General features: G+C 62.4%; 17 protein-coding genes. 14 read left to right on the top strand and 3 right to left on the bottom strand.

What is annotated here, in order from left to right; genetic code table 11:
• Positions 1 to 159: 159 nt before the first annotated feature.
• From ACF8Q6_RS14715 to ACF8Q6_RS14705, 3 genes are read left to right on the top strand one after another with little or no spacing between them, the layout of a single operon-like run.
• Positions 160 to 819 carry a paraquat-inducible protein A gene (locus tag ACF8Q6_RS14715; protein WP_020190949.1) on the top strand — a complete coding sequence of 220 codons (660 nt, stop codon included), beginning with the start codon at positions 160 to 162 and terminating at the stop codon, positions 817 to 819.
• On the top strand, positions 806 to 1,429 hold the full coding sequence (locus tag ACF8Q6_RS14710; RefSeq protein ID WP_012051109.1) for a paraquat-inducible protein A: 624 nt from the start codon (positions 806 to 808) through the stop codon (positions 1,427 to 1,429). Before ACF8Q6_RS14715 ends, ACF8Q6_RS14710 begins: the two co-directional genes overlap by 14 nt.
• Positions 1,422 to 3,722 carry a PqiB family protein gene (locus ACF8Q6_RS14705; RefSeq protein ID WP_004577289.1) on the top strand — a complete coding sequence of 767 codons (2,301 nt, stop codon included), beginning with the start codon at positions 1,422 to 1,424 and terminating at the stop codon, positions 3,720 to 3,722. Before ACF8Q6_RS14710 ends, ACF8Q6_RS14705 begins: the two co-directional genes overlap by 8 nt.
• A 245-nt stretch (positions 3,723 to 3,967) precedes the next feature.
• On the opposite strand, the gene rpsT is transcribed toward ACF8Q6_RS14705, so the two are convergent.
• Entirely contained in the window at positions 3,968 to 4,246 is a 279-nt protein-coding gene (rpsT, locus tag ACF8Q6_RS14700; RefSeq protein ID WP_003247625.1) for a 30S ribosomal protein S20, read from the bottom strand.
• A 250-nt stretch (positions 4,247 to 4,496) separates the two neighbouring features.
• On the opposite strand from rpsT, the gene murJ reads away from it, so the two are divergent.
• The 6 genes from murJ (at position 4,497) to ispH (ending at position 11,832) form a co-directional block, all read left to right on the top strand.
• Positions 4,497 to 6,035: a murein biosynthesis integral membrane protein MurJ gene (murJ, locus tag ACF8Q6_RS14695; RefSeq protein WP_004577288.1), complete on the top strand. Its 1,539-nt coding sequence runs from the start codon at positions 4,497 to 4,499 to the stop codon at positions 6,033 to 6,035.
• Between the two features lie 118 nt (positions 6,036 to 6,153).
• Positions 6,154 to 7,104 (top strand): bifunctional riboflavin kinase/FAD synthetase, encoded by a 951-nt coding sequence (gene ribF / locus ACF8Q6_RS14690; RefSeq protein WP_029611809.1) that lies wholly within the window; start codon positions 6,154 to 6,156, stop codon positions 7,102 to 7,104.
• Complete coding sequence (gene ileS, locus ACF8Q6_RS14685) at positions 7,101 to 9,932, top strand: isoleucine--tRNA ligase (RefSeq protein WP_392499007.1); 2,832 nt, start codon at positions 7,101 to 7,103, stop codon at positions 9,930 to 9,932. Before ribF ends, ileS begins: the two co-directional genes overlap by 4 nt.
• Positions 9,925 to 10,440 (top strand): signal peptidase II, encoded by a 516-nt coding sequence (gene lspA, locus ACF8Q6_RS14680; protein WP_003247609.1) that lies wholly within the window; start codon positions 9,925 to 9,927, stop codon positions 10,438 to 10,440. Before ileS ends, lspA begins: the two co-directional genes overlap by 8 nt.
• Positions 10,433 to 10,870 (top strand): FKBP-type peptidyl-prolyl cis-trans isomerase, encoded by a 438-nt coding sequence (fkpB, locus tag ACF8Q6_RS14675; RefSeq protein ID WP_003247607.1) that lies wholly within the window; start codon positions 10,433 to 10,435, stop codon positions 10,868 to 10,870. The genes lspA and fkpB overlap by 8 nt, the downstream gene beginning before the upstream one ends.
• 14 nt (positions 10,871 to 10,884) lie before the next feature.
• Complete coding sequence (ispH, locus tag ACF8Q6_RS14670; RefSeq protein WP_004577287.1) at positions 10,885 to 11,832, top strand: 4-hydroxy-3-methylbut-2-enyl diphosphate reductase; 948 nt, start codon at positions 10,885 to 10,887, stop codon at positions 11,830 to 11,832.
• Between the two features lie 76 nt (positions 11,833 to 11,908).
• Here the strand turns inward: ispH and ACF8Q6_RS14665 are convergent, their stop codons facing one another.
• A complete protein-coding gene (locus ACF8Q6_RS14665; protein WP_019750368.1) occupies positions 11,909 to 12,391 on the bottom strand; it encodes a GspH/FimT family pseudopilin in 483 nt (160 codons plus the stop codon).
• Between the two features lie 109 nt (positions 12,392 to 12,500).
• Between ACF8Q6_RS14665 and ACF8Q6_RS14660 the strand changes: the two genes are divergently transcribed.
• From ACF8Q6_RS14660 to thiO, 5 genes are read left to right on the top strand one after another with little or no spacing between them, the layout of a single operon-like run.
• Positions 12,501 to 12,683 (top strand): prepilin-type N-terminal cleavage/methylation domain-containing protein, encoded by a 183-nt coding sequence (locus ACF8Q6_RS14660; protein ID WP_003247582.1) that lies wholly within the window; start codon positions 12,501 to 12,503, stop codon positions 12,681 to 12,683.
• Positions 12,680 to 13,318: a PilW family protein gene (locus tag ACF8Q6_RS14655; protein ID WP_392494592.1), complete on the top strand. Its 639-nt coding sequence runs from the start codon at positions 12,680 to 12,682 to the stop codon at positions 13,316 to 13,318. The genes ACF8Q6_RS14660 and ACF8Q6_RS14655 overlap by 4 nt, the downstream gene beginning before the upstream one ends.
• Positions 13,315 to 13,779 (top strand): hypothetical protein, encoded by a 465-nt coding sequence (locus ACF8Q6_RS14650; protein ID WP_012051116.1) that lies wholly within the window; start codon positions 13,315 to 13,317, stop codon positions 13,777 to 13,779. Before ACF8Q6_RS14655 ends, ACF8Q6_RS14650 begins: the two co-directional genes overlap by 4 nt.
• Position 13,780: 1 nt before the next feature.
• Complete coding sequence (locus ACF8Q6_RS14645; protein WP_003247577.1) at positions 13,781 to 14,170, top strand: type IV pilin protein; 390 nt, start codon at positions 13,781 to 13,783, stop codon at positions 14,168 to 14,170.
• Between the two features lie 54 nt (positions 14,171 to 14,224).
• The gene (gene thiO / locus ACF8Q6_RS14640; protein WP_054830833.1) at positions 14,225 to 15,322 is read left to right on the top strand and encodes a glycine oxidase ThiO; all 1,098 of its coding nucleotides are present in this window, start codon (positions 14,225 to 14,227) and stop codon (positions 15,320 to 15,322) included.
• A gap of 144 nt (positions 15,323 to 15,466) precedes the next feature.
• Here the strand turns inward: thiO and ACF8Q6_RS14635 are convergent, their stop codons facing one another.
• On the bottom strand, positions 15,467 to 16,876 hold the full coding sequence (locus ACF8Q6_RS14635) for an amidase (RefSeq protein WP_392494589.1): 1,410 nt from the start codon (positions 16,874 to 16,876) through the stop codon (positions 15,467 to 15,469).
• Position 16,877 lies beyond the last annotated feature (1 nt).

Genomic DNA, 16,877 nt, shown 5'->3' with positions numbered 1-16,877 from the left:
GAGATGGCACCGGCTTCGCCGGTGTTCGCGGGTAAACCCGCTCCTACGGGGAAGGGGGCAACGCCAGGCAGGGGCGCACACCCTTCAGGGCAACGTCGCCTCCCATAATTCGAGCCAGAACACTAGAATAGCCCCCACGCACCTATTCAGAAGCGCTCTATGTCCAATTCTGTCGAACCTGAAACCCTGGCCCAGCTGCCGTTGGACGAGCTTGTCGCCTGCCATGAATGCGACCTGCTACTGCGCAAGCCCGTGCTCCAGCATGATGAGAAAGCCCAATGCCCGCGCTGCGGCTACGAGCTCTATGCCCATCGGCACAATGTAGTCAATCGCAGCCTGGCCTTGGTGCTGACGGCCCTTTTGCTGTTCGTGCCGGCCAATTTCCTGCCGATCATGCAGTTGCACCTGCTTGGCCAGACTTCGGACGATACGGTCTGGAGTGGCGTGCTAGGCCTGTACAACTCGGGAATGCGCGGTGTTGCCGTAGTGGTATTGCTCTGTAGCATGGTCATTCCGCTGGCGAAGCTGCTCTGTCAGCTGGCCGTGCTGTTGAGCATCCGCTTGAACTTCGGGCGTGACTACGGCCTGGTCTTCTACCGCATCTATCACCACCTGCGTGACTGGGGCATGCTCGAGGTCTATTTCATGGGGGTGCTGGTGGCCATCGTCAAACTGGTGGACCTGGCCGAGCTGACCGTGGGCCTTGGGCTGTTCTGTTTCATCAGTCTGTTATTGATCCAGGTGTGGCTCGAGGTGGTGATGTCGCCCCACCAGATCTGGAGTGCGCTATCGGGGGAGGACCTGCATGCGGGCGATTGACGCAGGCATTGTTGTCTGCAATGAGTGTCACGAGCTGAACAGGCAAGAGCCAGACAGCACTTCGCAAACCTGCACACGCTGCGGTGCTGTCGTGCATGCACGCCGGCCGAACAGTATCGTGCGCACCTGGGCGTTGCTGATTGCGGCGTCGATCCTCTACATCCCGGCCAACATACTGCCGATCATGACCGTGAGTACCCTCGGTCAGGGCAGCCCGGACACCATCATGTCCGGCGTCATCACCCTGCTCAAGCATGGCATGGTGCCCATTGCGGCTGTGGTGTTCATTGCCAGTATCCTGGTCCCCACGTTCAAGCTGGTGGGCATCGGCTTGCTGTTGTACTCCGTTCAGCGGCGGCAGCCGCTTTCGGCCCGGCAGCGGATATTGATGTACCGCTTCATCGAATTCATTGGGCGCTGGTCCATGCTGGATATCTTCGTCATTGCCATCCTGGTGGCAGTGGTGAATTTTGGCCGAATAGCCAGTGTCGAAGCCAACCTGGGCGCTGTCGCCTTCGCAACTGTGGTGATCCTGACAATGCTTGCCGCTTTAACTTTCGATCCCCGACTGATTTGGGATAACACGGAGTCGGATGACGACCATGAGTGACCTGCCAACGGCTAAAACCCGCCCAGCCTCGAACTGGTCGGCCATCTGGATCCTGCCTTTGATTGCGCTGATGATCGGTGGCTGGCTCGCGTGGCAGGCCTACCGCGACGCTGGCGTGGAAATTGAAGTCCGCTTCGAGTCGGGAGAGGGTATCGTCGCCAACAAGACCGAGGTCATCTACAAAGGCATGCCGGTTGGCAAGGTGAAAAGCCTCGTGCTCGACGCCAAGGGCGACACGCAGGGGGTGATCGCTACCATCGAGATGAACAAGGCTGCCGAGCCCCATCTAACCAAAGGCACGCGTTTCTGGCTGGTGAAGCCGAGTGTCAGCTTGGCCGGTATATCTGGCCTTGAAACACTGGTGTCGGGTAACTACATCGCCGTTAGCCCGGGAGAGGGGGAGCGTACCAAACGCTTTGTGGCATTGAAGGTGGCGCCACCGCTCTCGGATTCTGAGCCAGGCCTGCACCTGACCCTCAAGGCCGACAGGCTGGGCTCGCTCAACCGTGACAGCCCGGTGTTCTACAAGCAGATTCAGGTTGGCCGGGTGAAAAGCTACCGCCTGTCCGAGGACCAGAGCACCGTAGAGGTGAAAGTCTTCATCGAGCCGGCCTACGCCAGCCTGGTGCGCAAGCACACGCGTTTCTGGAACGCCAGCGGTGTCAGCATCGATGCTTCGCTTTCGGGTGTGAAGGTGCGCAGTGAGTCGTTGTCGAGCATTGTGGCGGGTGGTATCGCCTTCGCCACGCCGGAGTACCGCAAGGACAGCCCGCCCACCGATCCGAGCCTGCCGTTCCGCTTGTACGAGGACTTCGATGCAGCCCAGGCGGGTATCCGGGTAAAAGTGAAGCTGAGCGATTATGAAGGCCTGCAGGCGGGTCGCACGCCGGTCATGTACAAGGGCATCCAGGTGGGCTCGCTGAAAGCCCTGAAGATGGAAGACAACCTGGCCAGCGCTTCGGCCGAGCTGACACTCGACCCGCTGACCGAGGACTACCTGGTAGACGGGACGCAGTTCTGGGTAGTCAAACCGTCGATTTCCCTGGCGGGAATCACGGGCCTGGAGGCGCTGGTCAAAGGTAACTACATCGCCATTCGTCCTGGTGAGAAGGGCGCACGGCCAGAGCGTGAGTTCGAGGCGCGTGCCAAGGCGCCGCCGCTCGACCTCAAAGCGCCGGGCCTGCACATGGTGTTGTTCGCCGACACCTTGGGTTCGCTGGAAATCGGCAGCCCGGTGATGTATCGCCAGGTGAAGGTGGGTAGCGTGCAGAGCTATCAGTTCGCCCGTAACAGCAACCGCATCCTGATCGGTGTGCATATCGAGAAGGAGTACGAGAAGCTGGTCAATGGTTCGTCGCGCTTCTGGAACGTCAGTGGGATCACCCTGACCGGCGGCCTGTCGGGCATCAAGATCAAGAGTGAGTCGCTGCAAACACTGATGGCCGGCGGTATTGCGTTCGATACGCCACGGCCCGATGTACCGCTGAAGCGACACATTCCACGCTTCCGCCTGCATGACAGCCAGGAGGCGGTAAACCGTGCGGGTACGTTGATCACCATCCGTGTAGAGCGTGCCGATGGCCTGAAACCGGGCACGGCCATCCGCTTCCGCGGCCTGGATGTGGGCAGCATCGAGAGCGTCGACCTCACCGATGACCTGCAGGCGGTGCTGCTACGGGCGCGCATTACCGAAGCGGCGGATCGTATTGCCCGTGCCGGTACGCAGTTCTGGGTGGTAAAGCCGGCCCTGGGCCTGGTGCGCACTGAAAACCTGGACACCTTGATAGGTGGGCAGTACCTGGAAGTGCAGCCAGCAGCCAAGAACCGTGGGCCACAGCGCGATTTCATCGCCTTGGCCGAAGCGCCGCAGGTAGCAGGGCCAGAGGTCGGCCTGCCATTGACGCTCAGTGCGCCACGCCGCGGTTCGATCAAGCCGGGTGTGCCGGTTACCTATCGTGAGGTTACGGTGGGCAAGGTGACAGGCTTCGAGCTGGGTCAGAGCGCTGACCGCGTGCTGATTCATATCCTCATCGAGCCGCGCTATGCCGCCTTGGTGCGCAGCGGTAGCCGCTTCTGGAACAGCAGTGGTTTCGGTTTCGACTGGGGTCTGTTCAAGGGCGCTACAGTGCGTACCGAGTCGGTAGAAACCCTGATCGATGGCGGTATCGCCTTTGCAACGCCAGATGGCGAGCAGATGGGTAACCCGGCACGGCCGCAACAGACCTTTGCCTTGTTCGAAAAGGCCGAGGATGAATGGCTGCAGTGGGCACCGAAGATTCAAATCGCCAAGTGATGTAAAAGTAGGGCCGCCAAACGCGGCCCCGCTTTTTTGTGGGAGCGGCCTTGCGTCGCGAAAGGGGCGCGTAGCGGCCCCTCGGTCTCAGCGCAGAAAGTGAGATTGCCGGGGCTGCCCCGCAGCCCTTTCGCGACACAAGGCCGCTCCCACAGATCGAGTCCCGCATGGAACTGGGCCCGCGAGCATAAATCGCAGGCAACAAAAAACCGACCCTAGGGTCGGTTTTTCGACTAGCGCGTCGCTTAGGCAGCTGCAGCTTCTTTCAGCGCCTTGATGTGGCCATTCAGACGGCCTTTGTGACGAGCAGCCTTGTTCTTGTGGATGATACCCTTGTCGGCCATACGGTCGATTACAGGTACAGCCAGAACGTAAGCGGCTTGCGCTTTTTCGGCGTCTTTTGCGTCGATGGCTTTAACTACATTCTTGATGTAGGTGCGGACCATGGAACGCAGGCTGGCGTTGTGGCTGCGACGCTTCTCAGCCTGTTTTGCACGTTTCTTGGCGGAAGGTGTGTTGGCCACCGTCGAGCTCCTCGAAAGACTTTAGGTAAATAGCAAACAAAATAGGCCGCGAATCATGCCGATCAGTCGAGCGGATGTCAAGGCCACCTGCAAGGTTCCGCCGAGCGGTGCGCCAACAAGCGGGAAAGATTCCTTTCTGCTGCGCGACCTGTACACTCGGGAATTTTTGGCTCCCCTGCGAAGGCGCGGGAGTATCGCACATTCGGACGCTGTCTGGCAGCGTCCTCTGTCATTGGCGTGAATCTTTTCGATGAACCTGCTCAAATCCCTGGCTGCAGTAAGCTCGATCACCATGATTTCGCGGGTGCTGGGCTTTGTTCGCGACACCATCCTGGCCCGCATCTTTGGTGCTGGTGTCGCTACCGATGCCTTCTTCATCGCGTTCAAGCTGCCCAACCTGTTGCGGCGCATCTTCGCCGAAGGCGCATTCTCCCAGGCCTTCGTGCCGATTCTGGCCGAGTACAAGACCCAGCAGGGCGAGGAGGCGACGCGCACCTTCATTGCCTATGTCAGCGGCCTTCTGACCCTGGTGCTGGCCCTGGTGACCGCCATCGGCATCCTCGCTGCACCGTGGGTTGTGTGGGCGACGGCCCCGGGTTTTGTCGACAGCACCGAAAAATACGCGCTGACCACCGACCTGTTGCGGGTGACGTTTCCTTATATATTCCTGATCTCGCTGTCTTCCCTGGCCGGAGCGATCCTCAATACCTGGAACCGCTTTTCGGTGCCGGCCTTCACGCCTACCTTGCTGAACGTGGCGATGATCGCCTTCGCCGTGTTGCTGACGCCGTACTTCAACCCGCCAATCATGGCATTGGCCTGGGGCGTGCTGGCGGGTGGCCTGGCGCAGTTGCTGTACCAGCTGCCAGCGCTGAAGAAGATCGGCATGCTCGTGCTGCCGCGACTGAACCTCAAGGACGCGGGTGTGTGGCGGGTACTGAAGCAGATGCTGCCGGCGATCCTGGGGGTGTCGGTGAGCCAGATCTCGCTGATCATCAACACCATCTTCGCCTCCTTCCTGGTGGCCGGCTCGGTGTCGTGGATGTACTACGCCGACCGCCTCATGGAGCTGCCTTCCGGTGTGTTGGGCGTTGCTCTGGGCACCATCCTGCTGCCGACCCTGGCCAAGACCTACGCCAACAAGGACCGCGAGGAGTACTCACGGATTCTCGACTGGGGCCTGCGCCTGTGCTTCCTGCTGGTGCTGCCCTGCACCCTGGCTTTGGCCATTCTTGCCGAGCCGCTGACCGTTGCGCTGTTTCAATATGGCAAGTTCAGCGCGTTTGATGCGGCCATGACCCAGCGGGCGTTGATCGCCTATTCCGTGGGCTTGCTGGCGATCATTCTGATCAAGGTACTGGCACCTGGCTTCTATGCGCAGCAGAATATTCGCACGCCGGTGAAGATCGCAGTCTTCACCTTGGTCTGCACCCAGCTGTTCAACCTTGCCCTGGTCGGCCCGCTTGCACATGCCGGCCTGGCATTGGCGATCAGCCTCGGTGCTTGCCTGAATGCCGGTTTGCTGTTCTGGAAGCTGCGCAGTCAGCAGCTGTTCGAGCCTCAGCCTGGCTGGGCAGTGTTCCTGCTCAAGCTTGTGTTGGCAGTGACGCTGATGTCGGCAGTACTGCTGGCGGGCATGCACTATATGCCGGCCTGGGAGCAGGGCATTATGCTTGAGCGCTTCCTGCGGCTTGGGGCGCTGATCCTGGCGGGCGTCGTGACGTATTTTGGCTGCCTGTACCTGTGTGGCTTCAGGCCCCGGCATTTCGCTCGCAAGGCCTTGCACTGAGGCTTTTGGCGGGTCAGGCGTCGGTTTTTCGCATTCCACGCCGCCCTTGGGCGCTGCTGCCTGTCACCAGCGCCCGGGTGTGGTTATAATCGGCCACTTTATGAGCAAGAAGCGCGTTATGCAGCTGGTTCGAGGTCTTCACAACCTGCGCCCCGAGCACCGGGGCTGTGTCGCCACCATTGGCAACTTCGACGGGGTTCACCGCGGCCACCAGGCAATCCTGGCGCGCCTGCGCGAGCGCGGTCAGGCCTTGGGCCTGCCGACCTGCGTGGTGATCTTCGAACCGCAACCACGCGAGTACTTCGCACCCGATACCGCGCCAGCGCGTCTGGCCCGGCTGCGCGACAAGATAGAGCTGCTGGCGACCGAAGGTATCGACCGGGTGCTGTGCCTGGCGTTCAACCATCGCCTGAGCAAGCTCAGTGCCGATGCCTTCGTCAAGGCCATCCTGGTCGACGGCCTGGGCGTGCGTCATCTCGAAGTGGGCGATGACTTCCGCTTCGGCTGCGACCGCGCTGGCGACTTCGCTTTCCTGGTCGAGGCCGGCAACGCGTATGGCTTTACCGTCGAGGCTGCCAACACGGTCATCCAGGATGGCCTGCGGGTCAGCAGCACCGAAGTGCGCAAGGCCTTGTCCGAGGGCAACTTCGAGCTGGCCGAACACCTGCTGGGCCGCCCGTACCGCATTACAGGCCGCGTGCTGCACGGCCAGAAGCTGGCCCGCCAGCTCGGCACACCAACCGCCAACATCCAGCTCAAGCGCCGTCGCGTGCCGCTGTCCGGGGTATACCTGGCCAGCATCGTGATCGACGGCAAAGCTTGGCCGGGTGTCGGCAATATCGGCGTGCGCCCCACCGTTGCCGGTGATGGGCGCCCGCACCTGGAGATTCATCTTCTGGACTTTGCCGGTGATCTTTACGGCCGGCGCCTGACGGTGGAGTTCCACCACAAGCTGCGTGAAGAGCAGCGATTCGCCTCCCTGGAGGCGCTGAAGTCGGCGATCGATGCGGATATCGCCGCCGCACGTGCACATTGGCACGCTCAACCGCTAACGAAGAGCCTGAAATGACCGACTACAAAGCCACGCTTAACCTTCCGGACACCGCCTTCCCCATGAAGGCCGGCCTGCCTCAGCGCGAACCGCAGATCCTGCAGCGCTGGGACAGCATTGGCCTGTACCAGAAGCTGCGCGAAATTGGCAAGGATCGTCCCAAGTTCGTCCTGCACGACGGCCCGCCCTATGCCAACGGCAAGATTCACATCGGTCATGCGCTGAACAAGATCCTCAAGGACATGATCGTCCGTTCCAAGACCCTGGCCGGCTTCGATGCGCCGTATGTACCGGGCTGGGACTGCCATGGCCTGCCGATCGAGCACAAGGTCGAGGTTACCCACGGCAAGCACCTCTCCGCCGACCGCACCCGCGAGCTGTGCCGCGAGTACGCTGCCGAGCAGATCGAAGGGCAGAAGACCGAGTTCATCCGCCTGGGCGTGCTGGGTGACTGGGACAACCCATACAAGACCATGAACTTCGCCAACGAGGCCGGTGAAATCCGCGCCCTGGCCGAGATGGTCAAGCAAGGCTTCGTGTTCAAGGGCCTGAAGCCGGTGAACTGGTGCTTTGATTGCGGTTCGGCGCTGGCTGAAGCGGAAGTCGAGTACGCCGACAAGAAGTCGCAGACCATCGACGTGGCCTTCCCGGTTGCCGATGAGGCCAAGCTGGCCGCCGCCTTCGGTCTGGCCTCGCTGACCAAGCCGGCCGCCATCGTGATCTGGACCACCACCCCGTGGACCATCCCGGCCAACCAGGCCCTGAACATCCACCCGGAATTCAAGTACGCCCTGGTCGACACCGGCGAGCGCCTGCTGGTGCTGGCTGAAGAGCTGGTCGAGTCGTGCCTGAAGCGCTACAACCTGGAAGGTTCGGTTCTTGCCACCGCCCAAGGTTCGGCGCTGGAGCTGATCAACTTCCGCCATCCGTTCTACGATCGCCTGTCGCCAATCTACCTGGCCGACTACGTCGAGCTGGGTGCCGGTACCGGCGTGGTGCATTCCTCGCCAGCCTACGGTGAAGACGACTTCGTCACCTGCAAGCGCTACGGCATGGTCAACGACGACATCCTTACCCCGGTGCAGAGCAACGGCGTGTATGTCGAGTCGCTGCCATTCTTCGGCGGCCAGTTCATCTGGAAGGCCAACCCGGCCATCGTCGAGAAGCTGAGCGAAGTCGGTGCGCTGATGCACACCGAAACCATCAGCCACAGCTACATGCACTGCTGGCGCCACAAGACCCCGCTGATCTACCGCGCCACCGCGCAGTGGTTCGTGGGCATGGACAAGCAGCCGAGCACCGGCGAGCCGCTGCGTGAGCGTGCGCTGAAAGCCATCGAAGACACCAAGTTCGTCCCGGCCTGGGGCCAGGCGCGCCTGCACGCGATGATCGCCAACCGCCCGGACTGGTGCATCTCGCGTCAGCGCAACTGGGGTGTGCCGATCCCGTTCTTCCTGCACAAGCAGACCGGCGAGCTGCATCCGCGCACTGTCGAACTGATGGAAGAAGTGGCCAAGCGTGTCGAGCAGCAAGGCATCGAGGCCTGGTTCAAGCTGGACGCCGCCGAACTGCTGGGCGCTGAAGCCGACCAGTACGACAAGATCGCTGACACCCTCGACGTGTGGTTCGACTCCGGTACCACCCACTGGCACGTACTGCGTGGCTCGCACGACATCGGCCACGCCACCGGCCCGCGCGCTGACCTGTACCTGGAAGGTTCCGACCAACACCGCGGCTGGTTCCACTCGTCCTTGCTGACCGGTTGCGCCATCGACAACCACGCGCCGTACCGCGAGCTGCTGACCCACGGCTTCACCGTGGACGAGAACGGCCGCAAGATGTCCAAGTCGCTGGGTAACACCATCGAGCCGGAGAAGGTCAACAACACCCTGGGTGCCGATATCCTGCGCCTGTGGGTTTCGGCCACCGACTATTCCGGTGAAATGGCCGTTTCCGAGCAGATCCTGCAGCGCAGCGCCGACGCCTACCGGCGTATCCGCAATACCGCCCGCTTCCTGCTGTCCAACCTGTCCGGCTTCGACCCGGCCCGCGACCTGCTGGCCCCGGAAGACATGCTGGCGCTGGACCGCTGGGCCGTGGACCGTACCCTGCTGCTGCAACGCGAACTGGAAGAGCACTACAGCGAGTACCGTTTCTGGAACGTCTACTCCAAGGTGCACAACTTCTGCGTACAGGAGCTGGGCGGCTTCTACCTCGACATCATCAAGGACCGCCAGTACACCACCGGCGCCAACAGTGTCGCCCGCCGTTCCTGCCAGACTGCGCTGTACCACATCAGCGAGGCGCTGGTGCGCTGGATCGCGCCGATCCTGGCATTCACTGCCGACGAAATCTGGCAGTACCTGCCGGGCGAGCGCAACGAGTCGGTCATGCTCAACGGCTGGTACCAAGGCCTGAGCGAGCTGCCGGAAGGCACCGAGTTGGACCGCGCCTACTGGGACCGCGTGATGGCAGTGAAGGCATCGGTCAACAAGGAGCTGGAAAACCAGCGCACCGCCAAGGTCATCGGCGGCAACCTGCAAGCCGAAGTGACCCTGTACGCCGACGAAGGCCTGAGTGCCGACCTGGGCAAGCTGGGCGACGAGCTGCGCTTCGTGCTGATCACCTCGGCCGCCAGCGTGGTGCCGTTCGCACAGGCGCCGGCCGAAGCGGTAGCCACCGAGGTCGAAGGCCTCAAGCTGCAAGTGGTCAAGTCCGGCCACACCAAGTGCGGCCGTTGCTGGCACTTCCGCGCCGACGTCGGCAGCCATCCGGAGCACCCGGAAATCTGCGGCCGTTGCGTCGACAACCTGACAGGCTCGGGTGAGGTGCGCCACTATGCCTAACCCTGCAGCGGGGCGCTTCGGGCGCCTTGCATGGCTGTGGCTGAGCTTGCTGGTCCTGGTCATCGACCAGGCCACCAAGCTGTACTTCAACAACGCCCTGACCATGTACCAGCAGATCGTGGTCATTCCTGACTACTTCAGCTGGACTCTGGCCTACAACACCGGTGCCGCGTTCAGCTTCCTGGCTGACGGAGCGGGTTGGCAGCGCTGGTTGTTCGCCCTGATCGCCGTGGTGGTCAGCGCGGTACTGGTCGTCTGGCTCAAGCGCCTGGGGCGCAACGAGACCTGGCTGGCCGTGGCGCTGGCGCTGGTGCTGGGTGGGGCGATTGGCAACCTGTACGACCGCATCGTGCTGGGCCATGTGGTCGACTTCATCCTGGTGCACTGGCAGAACCGTCATTACTTCCCGGCCTTCAACGTGGCCGACAGCGCCATCACCGTTGGTGCGGTGATGCTGGCGCTGGATATGTTCAAGAGCAAGAAGTCCGAGGATCCGGTCCATGACTGACACCCGTATCGGCCAGAACACCGAAGTCACCCTGCACTTCGCGCTGCACCTGGAAAACGGCGACACCGTCGACAGTACGTTCGATAAAGCCCCGGCCACCTTCAAAGTGGGTGACGGCAACCTGCTGCCGGGTTTTGAAAACGCCCTGTTCGGTTTCAAGGCCGGTGACAAGCGCACCGTGGTGGTTGCCCCGGAGAACGCCTTCGGCCAGCCTAACCCGCAGAACGTGCAGGTCATGCCGAGGTCCAACTTCGAAGGCATGGAGTTGTCCGAAGGGCTGCTGATCATCTTCAACGACGCCGCCAACACCGAGCTGCCGGGTGTGGTCAAAGCGTTCGATGACGACCAGGTCACCATCGACTTCAATCACCCACTGGCTGGCAAGACCCTGACCTTCGAGGTGGAGATCCTCGAGGTGAAGGCCCTGTAAGCCTGGAGCCGAGCATGCAAATCAAACTCGCCAACCCGCGCGGCTTCTGCGCCGGGGTCGACCGGGCGATCGAGATCGTCAACCGCGCGCTGGAAGTCTTCGGCCCGCCGATCTATGTGCGCCACGAAGTGGTGCACAACAAGTTCGTGGTGGAAGACTTGCGTAACCGCGGCGCCATCTTTGTCGAAGAGCTGGACCAGGTGCCGGACGATGTCATCGTCATCTTCAGTGCCCACGGTGTTTCCCAGGCTGTGCGCCAGGAAGCTGCTGGCCGTGGCCTGAAAGTGTTCGATGCCACCTGCCCGCTGGTGACCAAGGTTCACATCGAAGTGGCCAAGTACAGCCGCGATGGCCGTGAGTGCATTCTCATCGGCCACGAAGGGCACCCGGAAGTCGAAGGCACCATGGGCCAGTACGATGCCAGCAACGGCGGCGCCATCTACCTTGTCGAAGACGAGGAAGATGTGGCCAACCTGCAGGTGCGCGACCCGAACCACCTGGCTTTTGTCACCCAGACAACACTGTCGATGGACGACACCAGCCGCGTCATCGATGCGCTGCGTGCGCGCTTCCCGAACATCGGTGGCCCGCGCAAGGACGACATCTGCTACGCCACCCAGAACCGCCAGGACGCCGTCAAGCAACTGGCCGGCGAGAGCGACGTGGTGCTGGTGGTGGGCAGCCCGAACAGTTCCAACTCCAACCGTTTGCGCGAGCTGGCTGAGCGCATGGGCACCCCGGCCTACCTGATCGACGGTGCCGAGGACATGCAACGCGGCTGGTTTGACCAGACCGCGCGGATCGGCATCACCGCCGGTGCTTCGGCACCCGAAGTGCTGGTGCGTGGCGTGATCGAACAGCTCAAGGCCTGGGGCGCTACCGGCGCAGAAGAGCTGGATGGGCGCGAAGAGAACATCACCTTTTCAATGCCCAAAGAGCTGCGGGTTCGCTCGCTGATCTGACGGGCAGCACCGCTGCCAATGCAGGGGCTGCTTTGCAGCCCTTGCGCGACTCAAGACTGTTCCTGCAATGACCGCGCTAGCAGCGGTCATTGCTCAGGTCCTCCGTAAGCAACCTGACTCTGCCGCTTGATGCCAGCACCACCTGATATCGGCTGCGAGCAGCGGCGCGTTCGCACATTTCCAGTGTTGCGCCCAACCAGCTGTTGCCCGACGTCATTGGCACGCCCAGCGCACTGAATTTGAACTGCTCGCCGCGATTGCTGGTTATTTTCAGCGGCTTTGAAAGGCGCTGTTCGCGTAGCACCTGCCGGTTATGCTCCAGCACTACCCGCCAACCATTCCCCCAATTACCGTCCAGCGCCAGCACCAGCACCGGCTGGCTTTGCAGCATGGCATGGCTGCGTGCACTGCGCAGCGCCTGCGCCAGATCACGGGCAGCCGCCGCCCGGTGCAGGTCATCGCTCATTCGGGCGTAGGCCGGCATGCCCAGTTGGGTCAGCAAGACCGCCACGGCCAAGGCCGACAACATTTGTATCAGTGTTACGCCGCGTTGCTTCACCGTGCATTCCTCCCTGGACGTGCTTGGCTATAGCTTCCTGGCGGTTGGACAAGAGGTCCAGTCGCCCAAGTTGAAAGCAATGACCGGAAAAGTCGCAGGAGGTGCAGGGATGCACGCAAGGCAAGGGGGCATGACGCTTCTGGAAGTGCTGTTGGCGATCGTGATCGTGGCCGCAGGTCTGTTCGCAACGGCTGCGATGCAATTGCAGGCATTGCAGGCTGCGGACAGCGCGCGCCGGGATGGCCAGGCGGCGATGGCGCTGCACAGCGAGCATGAGCGCAGGCGGCGATGAGGCGCTGTCAGGCAGGGTTTGGCTTGCTTGAGATGGTGGTGGCGCTGGCGATCGGATTGATGCTGCTGGCGGCGGCCAGCCAGCTTTTTGTCTCCGCGCACCAGGCTTGGCGCCTGCAAAGTACGGCAGTGCGCATGCAGGATTCTGCGCGGCTTGCATTGCTGCGCATGGCGCAGGATATCCGCATGGCCGGGATGTTCGGTTGCCTGCGCCTGAGCCCAGACGACTTTCTGGTCTCCGGCGCGGAGCAGGCCTTTGCCCGGCCCTTGGCGAGCGGCCCGTCAAGTTTGAGCCTGGTCGTCGCTGAGTTAACAGGGTATGCCGGCGACCCCGACTGGACCTTGCTGACAAACTGTATCAACACGGTGGAGGTACACAAGGAGCGCGCGCAAGGTAGCGACACGCTTATGGCTGTGCCTGTCAGCCGGCATCGCTATGTTCACGTTGGAAGTACGCTTTACTTCAAGCGGCGCGGCCACAATCAGCCCTTGGTCGATCACGTGCGCGAACTGCGTGTGGTGCAGGTGGCTGGAGAGCGGATCGATCTTCAGCTGACATTGTATGAGCCGACCTTGCAGCTTGAGCAGCACCATACGCTGAGCGTGGCATTGCGTAACCCGGTGCCGGCTTCATGAACCGCCAGCGGGGTGTTGTCCTGTTGTTGGCGTTGGTGCTCAGCGTCCTGCTGGGCCTGCTTGCCACATCTGCCCTGCGTGACGCGCTGGTGGAAACACGGATGACCGGCTACCTGAGCGATGGCCTGCTGGCGCTGGAAGAGGCTGAGGCCACTTTGCTGGCCGGGGAGCGCGAACTTGAACGGTCGCCCCCTGACGTTTGTAACGCGTGCCTGCCGCCGCCCAGGCCGCACGATCTGGTTGGGCAGTGGCAGGGTACCCAGACCGGCTTTTTCCAGCTGCAGAACCTGGGTGTCAGCACACGTGCCGCGCACATGCCCGAAGGGCAGCCGGTTAGCCTGTTCCGGATTACCGCCGTCAGCAAGCAAAGCCGCTCACGGCATGTGCTGGAAGCGGTCTACGCCGTAGCCGGCAATCAAACCCAACGCATCACCTGGCGGCAAAGATTGCGAGGAGACTGACATGCAGCAAGGCTTGAGCCTGATCGAGTTGTTGATTGTGCTGGCCGTGACCGGCATTCTGGCAGCCATTGCCTACCCCAGTTACAGCGACCAGCTTCGGCGAGCCGCGCGCAGCGAAGTGGTTGGCCTGCTGCATGATGCCGCCCTGCGCCTGGAGCGCCACCGCGTGCGCACTGGCCAATACGCCGAGGGCGACCTGGTCTTGCCCGAAGGTACCCGCTACTACAGCCTTCAGGCCCAGCGCGACAGTGACACCTTCACGCTGCGCGCCCGGCGGCTACCGCATGGGCTGATGGCGCAGGATGGCTGTGGCGATTTCCAGCTCGACCAGGCTGGCATGCAGCGCAATCCGGGTGCCGTTGAGCACAGCACGCACTGCTGGGGAAGCTGAAGGCTCAATGATGCCCGGTGCATCGCGGTTTTACTTCAGGTGTTGGATCGACAGATGAGCAAGCAAGTAGTGGTGGTCGGCGGCGGGGTGATCGGCCTGCTGACGGCATTCAACCTGGCAGCCAAGGTCGGCCAGGTGGTGGTGTGCGATCAGGGTGAGGTTGGCCGAGAGTCGTCCTGGGCTGGCGGAGGCATTGTCTCGCCGTTGTACCCGTGGCGCTACAGCCCCGCCGTGACCGCTCTGGCGCACTGGTCGCAGGACTTTTATCCACAGCTGGGCGAGCGTCTGTTCGCCAGCACCGGTGTCGACCCCGAAGTACACACCACCGGGCTGTACTGGCTCGACCTGGACGACGAGGCTGAAGCGTTGGCCTGGGCCGCGCGCGAGCAGCGGCCGCTGAGTGCCGTGGATATTTCGGCGGCCTACGATGCGGTACCGGTGCTGGGCCCGGGCTTCAAGCACGCCATCTACATGGCTGGCGTGGCCAATGTGCGCAACCCACGCTTGGTCAAGTCGCTGAAAGCGGCGTTGCTGGCGCTGCCAAACGTGACCTTGCGTGAACACTGCCAGATCACCGGCTTCGTGCAGGAAAAGGGGCGCGTGACTGGTGTACAGACGGCTGATGGCGTACTGGCGGCGGATGAGGTTGTGCTCAGCGCAGGCGCCTGGAGTGGCGACCTGTTGCGTACCCTTGGCCTTGAACTGCCGGTGGAGCCCGTGAAGGGTCAGATGATCCTGTTCAAGTGTGCTGAAGACTTCTTGCCGAGCATGGTGCTGGCCAAGGGGCGCTATGCAATCCCGCGACGTGACGGGCACATTCTGGTGGGGAGCACGCTGGAACACGCCGGGTATGACAAGACCCCGACCGGGGATGCGCTGGAAAGCCTGAAGGCATCGGCGGTGGAGTTGTTGCCTGAGCTTGAAGGCGCCACAGTGGTGGCGCACTGGGCGGGACTGCGGCCGGGGTCGCCAGAAGGCATCCCTTACATTGGGCCTGTGCCAGGGCATGAAGGGTTGTGGCTAAACTGTGGGCATTATCGCAATGGGCTGGTGTTGGCGCCGGCTTCGTGCCAGCTGTTTACCGATTTGCTGACCGGGGCCGAGCCGATTATCGACCCGGCGCCGTATGCGCCAGAAGGGCGTTTGGGCTGAGGGCCTCTTCGCGGGTAAACCCGCTCCCACACGAGCGGGTTCACCCGCGAAAGAGCCGCAGAGGCCAATACAGATTTCAGCCAGTAATCGGTGCGTGTAGGAGCGGGTTCACCCGCGAAAGGGCCGCAGAGGCCCATACAGATTTCAGCCAGTAATCGGTGCTTGCAAGTGCCGGCTCGGATAATGCTGCTCATACACCTTGCACACCCGCAGCACTTGCTCATCGGCAAAGCGCCCGGCCACCACCTGCAGACCCACCGGCAGCCCCTCGCGGGTAAACCCGCAGGGCACCGAGGCTGCCGGCTGTTGGGTCAGGTTGAACGGATAGCTGAACGGCGTCCACTCCATCCATTGCGTCATCCCCGACCCAGGCGGCACGTTCTGTCCGGCCTCGAACGCCACCAACGGCAGCATCGGCGATACCAGCACGTCATATCGCTGATGAAAGGCATTCATCTTCGCAATCAATTCTGCCCGTGCCTCAAGCGCCTGGGTGTATTCGCCAAGGCTGATCTGTGCGCCTTGTTCGGCAATCCAGCGCAGCCCCGGGTCAAGCAACGCTCTCTGCTCATCGCTCAAGGCACTGGCCAACCGCGCCGCACCGGCAAACCACAGGGTATTGAAGGTTTCCAGCGGGTCGCTGAAGCCCGGGTCCACTTCCTCTACCTGCGCACCCAGCCGCGCCAGACGCTGCACCGCTTGCGCCACCAGTGCCTGGATCTGTGGGTCGACCTGCACGTAACCGAAGTTGGCGCTGTAGGCGATGCGTAGCCCACTCAGATCTTGCTGCTGGCTGAGCCAAGGCGCCTGCCGGGGAGCGCCGGCCAAACCGTCGCGGGCATCGGGGCGCGCTACGCAGTCGAGCATCAGCACCGAGTCGTCCACGGTACGCGTCATCGGCCCCAGGTGCGACAGCACGGTCATGGCGCTGGCCGGCCATTGCGGCACATAGCCGAAGGTCGGTTTGATGCCGAAGGTGCCGGTGAAGGCGCAAGGGATGCGAATCGAACCACCGGCATCGCTGCCCTGATGCAGTACCCCCAGGTTCAGCGCGGCGGCTGCCGCAGCACCACCAGACGAACCACCGGCAGTCAGCCTGGTATCCCAAGGGTTGCGGGTAATGCCGTACAGCGGGTTGTCGGTCACGCCTTTCCAGCCGAACTCCGGCGTGGTGGTCTTGCCTACCAGCACAGCACCGGCTTCACGCATGAAGGCGCTGAAGGGCGCATCGATTTCCCACGGCCCGGAACCCGAGGTAGTACGCGAGCCCTTGCGGGTAGGCATGCCGCGGGTCAGGGTCAGGTCCTTGATCGAGGCGGGTACGCCATCCAGTCGGCCACAGGGCTCGCCACGTTGCCAGCGCTGTTCGCTGGCACGGGCGGCGGCGCGGGCACCTTCGCCGTCGACATGGCAGTAGGCGTTGACCGCCGGGTTATGCAGGTCGATGCGCGCCAGCACATCGTCGACCACCTCGACGGGTGACAACTGGCGGCGCTGGTACAGTTCGAGCAGTTCGACGGCGGTGAGTTCGCCAATCGCGGTTTTCTGGGTCATT

This window comes from Pseudomonas sp. GLN_2 (assembly GCF_043106005.1).
Taxonomy (GTDB): Bacteria; Pseudomonadota; Gammaproteobacteria; order Pseudomonadales; family Pseudomonadaceae; genus Aquipseudomonas; species Aquipseudomonas alloputida.
The sequence above is the reverse complement of the archived record's forward strand: the minus strand, read 5'-3'. Positions and strand labels throughout refer to the sequence as shown.

What these genes read in the sequence shown, in the direction of transcription:
- ACF8Q6_RS14715 (WP_020190949.1), top strand. Translation starts at nt 160, where the DNA reads ATGTCCAATTCTGTCGAACCTGAAACCCTGGCCCAGCTGCCGTTGGAC.
- ACF8Q6_RS14710 (WP_012051109.1), top strand. Translation starts at nt 806, where the DNA reads ATGCGGGCGATTGACGCAGGCATTGTTGTCTGCAATGAGTGTCACGAG.
- ACF8Q6_RS14705 (WP_004577289.1), top strand. Translation starts at nt 1,422, where the DNA reads ATGAGTGACCTGCCAACGGCTAAAACCCGCCCAGCCTCGAACTGGTCG.
- murJ (WP_004577288.1), top strand. Translation starts at nt 4,497, where the DNA reads ATGAACCTGCTCAAATCCCTGGCTGCAGTAAGCTCGATCACCATGATT.
- ribF (WP_029611809.1), top strand. Translation starts at nt 6,154, where the DNA reads ATGCAGCTGGTTCGAGGTCTTCACAACCTGCGCCCCGAGCACCGGGGC.
- ileS (WP_392499007.1), top strand. Translation starts at nt 7,101, where the DNA reads ATGACCGACTACAAAGCCACGCTTAACCTTCCGGACACCGCCTTCCCC.
- lspA (WP_003247609.1), top strand. Translation starts at nt 9,925, where the DNA reads ATGCCTAACCCTGCAGCGGGGCGCTTCGGGCGCCTTGCATGGCTGTGG.
- fkpB (WP_003247607.1), top strand. Translation starts at nt 10,433, where the DNA reads ATGACTGACACCCGTATCGGCCAGAACACCGAAGTCACCCTGCACTTC.
- ispH (WP_004577287.1), top strand. Translation starts at nt 10,885, where the DNA reads ATGCAAATCAAACTCGCCAACCCGCGCGGCTTCTGCGCCGGGGTCGAC.
- ACF8Q6_RS14660 (WP_003247582.1), top strand. Translation starts at nt 12,501, where the DNA reads ATGCACGCAAGGCAAGGGGGCATGACGCTTCTGGAAGTGCTGTTGGCG.
- ACF8Q6_RS14655 (WP_392494592.1), top strand. Translation starts at nt 12,680, where the DNA reads ATGAGGCGCTGTCAGGCAGGGTTTGGCTTGCTTGAGATGGTGGTGGCG.
- ACF8Q6_RS14650 (WP_012051116.1), top strand. Translation starts at nt 13,315, where the DNA reads ATGAACCGCCAGCGGGGTGTTGTCCTGTTGTTGGCGTTGGTGCTCAGC.
- ACF8Q6_RS14645 (WP_003247577.1), top strand. Translation starts at nt 13,781, where the DNA reads ATGCAGCAAGGCTTGAGCCTGATCGAGTTGTTGATTGTGCTGGCCGTG.
- thiO (WP_054830833.1), top strand. Translation starts at nt 14,225, where the DNA reads ATGAGCAAGCAAGTAGTGGTGGTCGGCGGCGGGGTGATCGGCCTGCTG.
- ACF8Q6_RS14635 (WP_392494589.1), bottom strand. Translation starts at nt 16,876, where the DNA reads ATGACCCAGAAAACCGCGATTGGCGAACTCACCGCCGTCGAACTGCTC.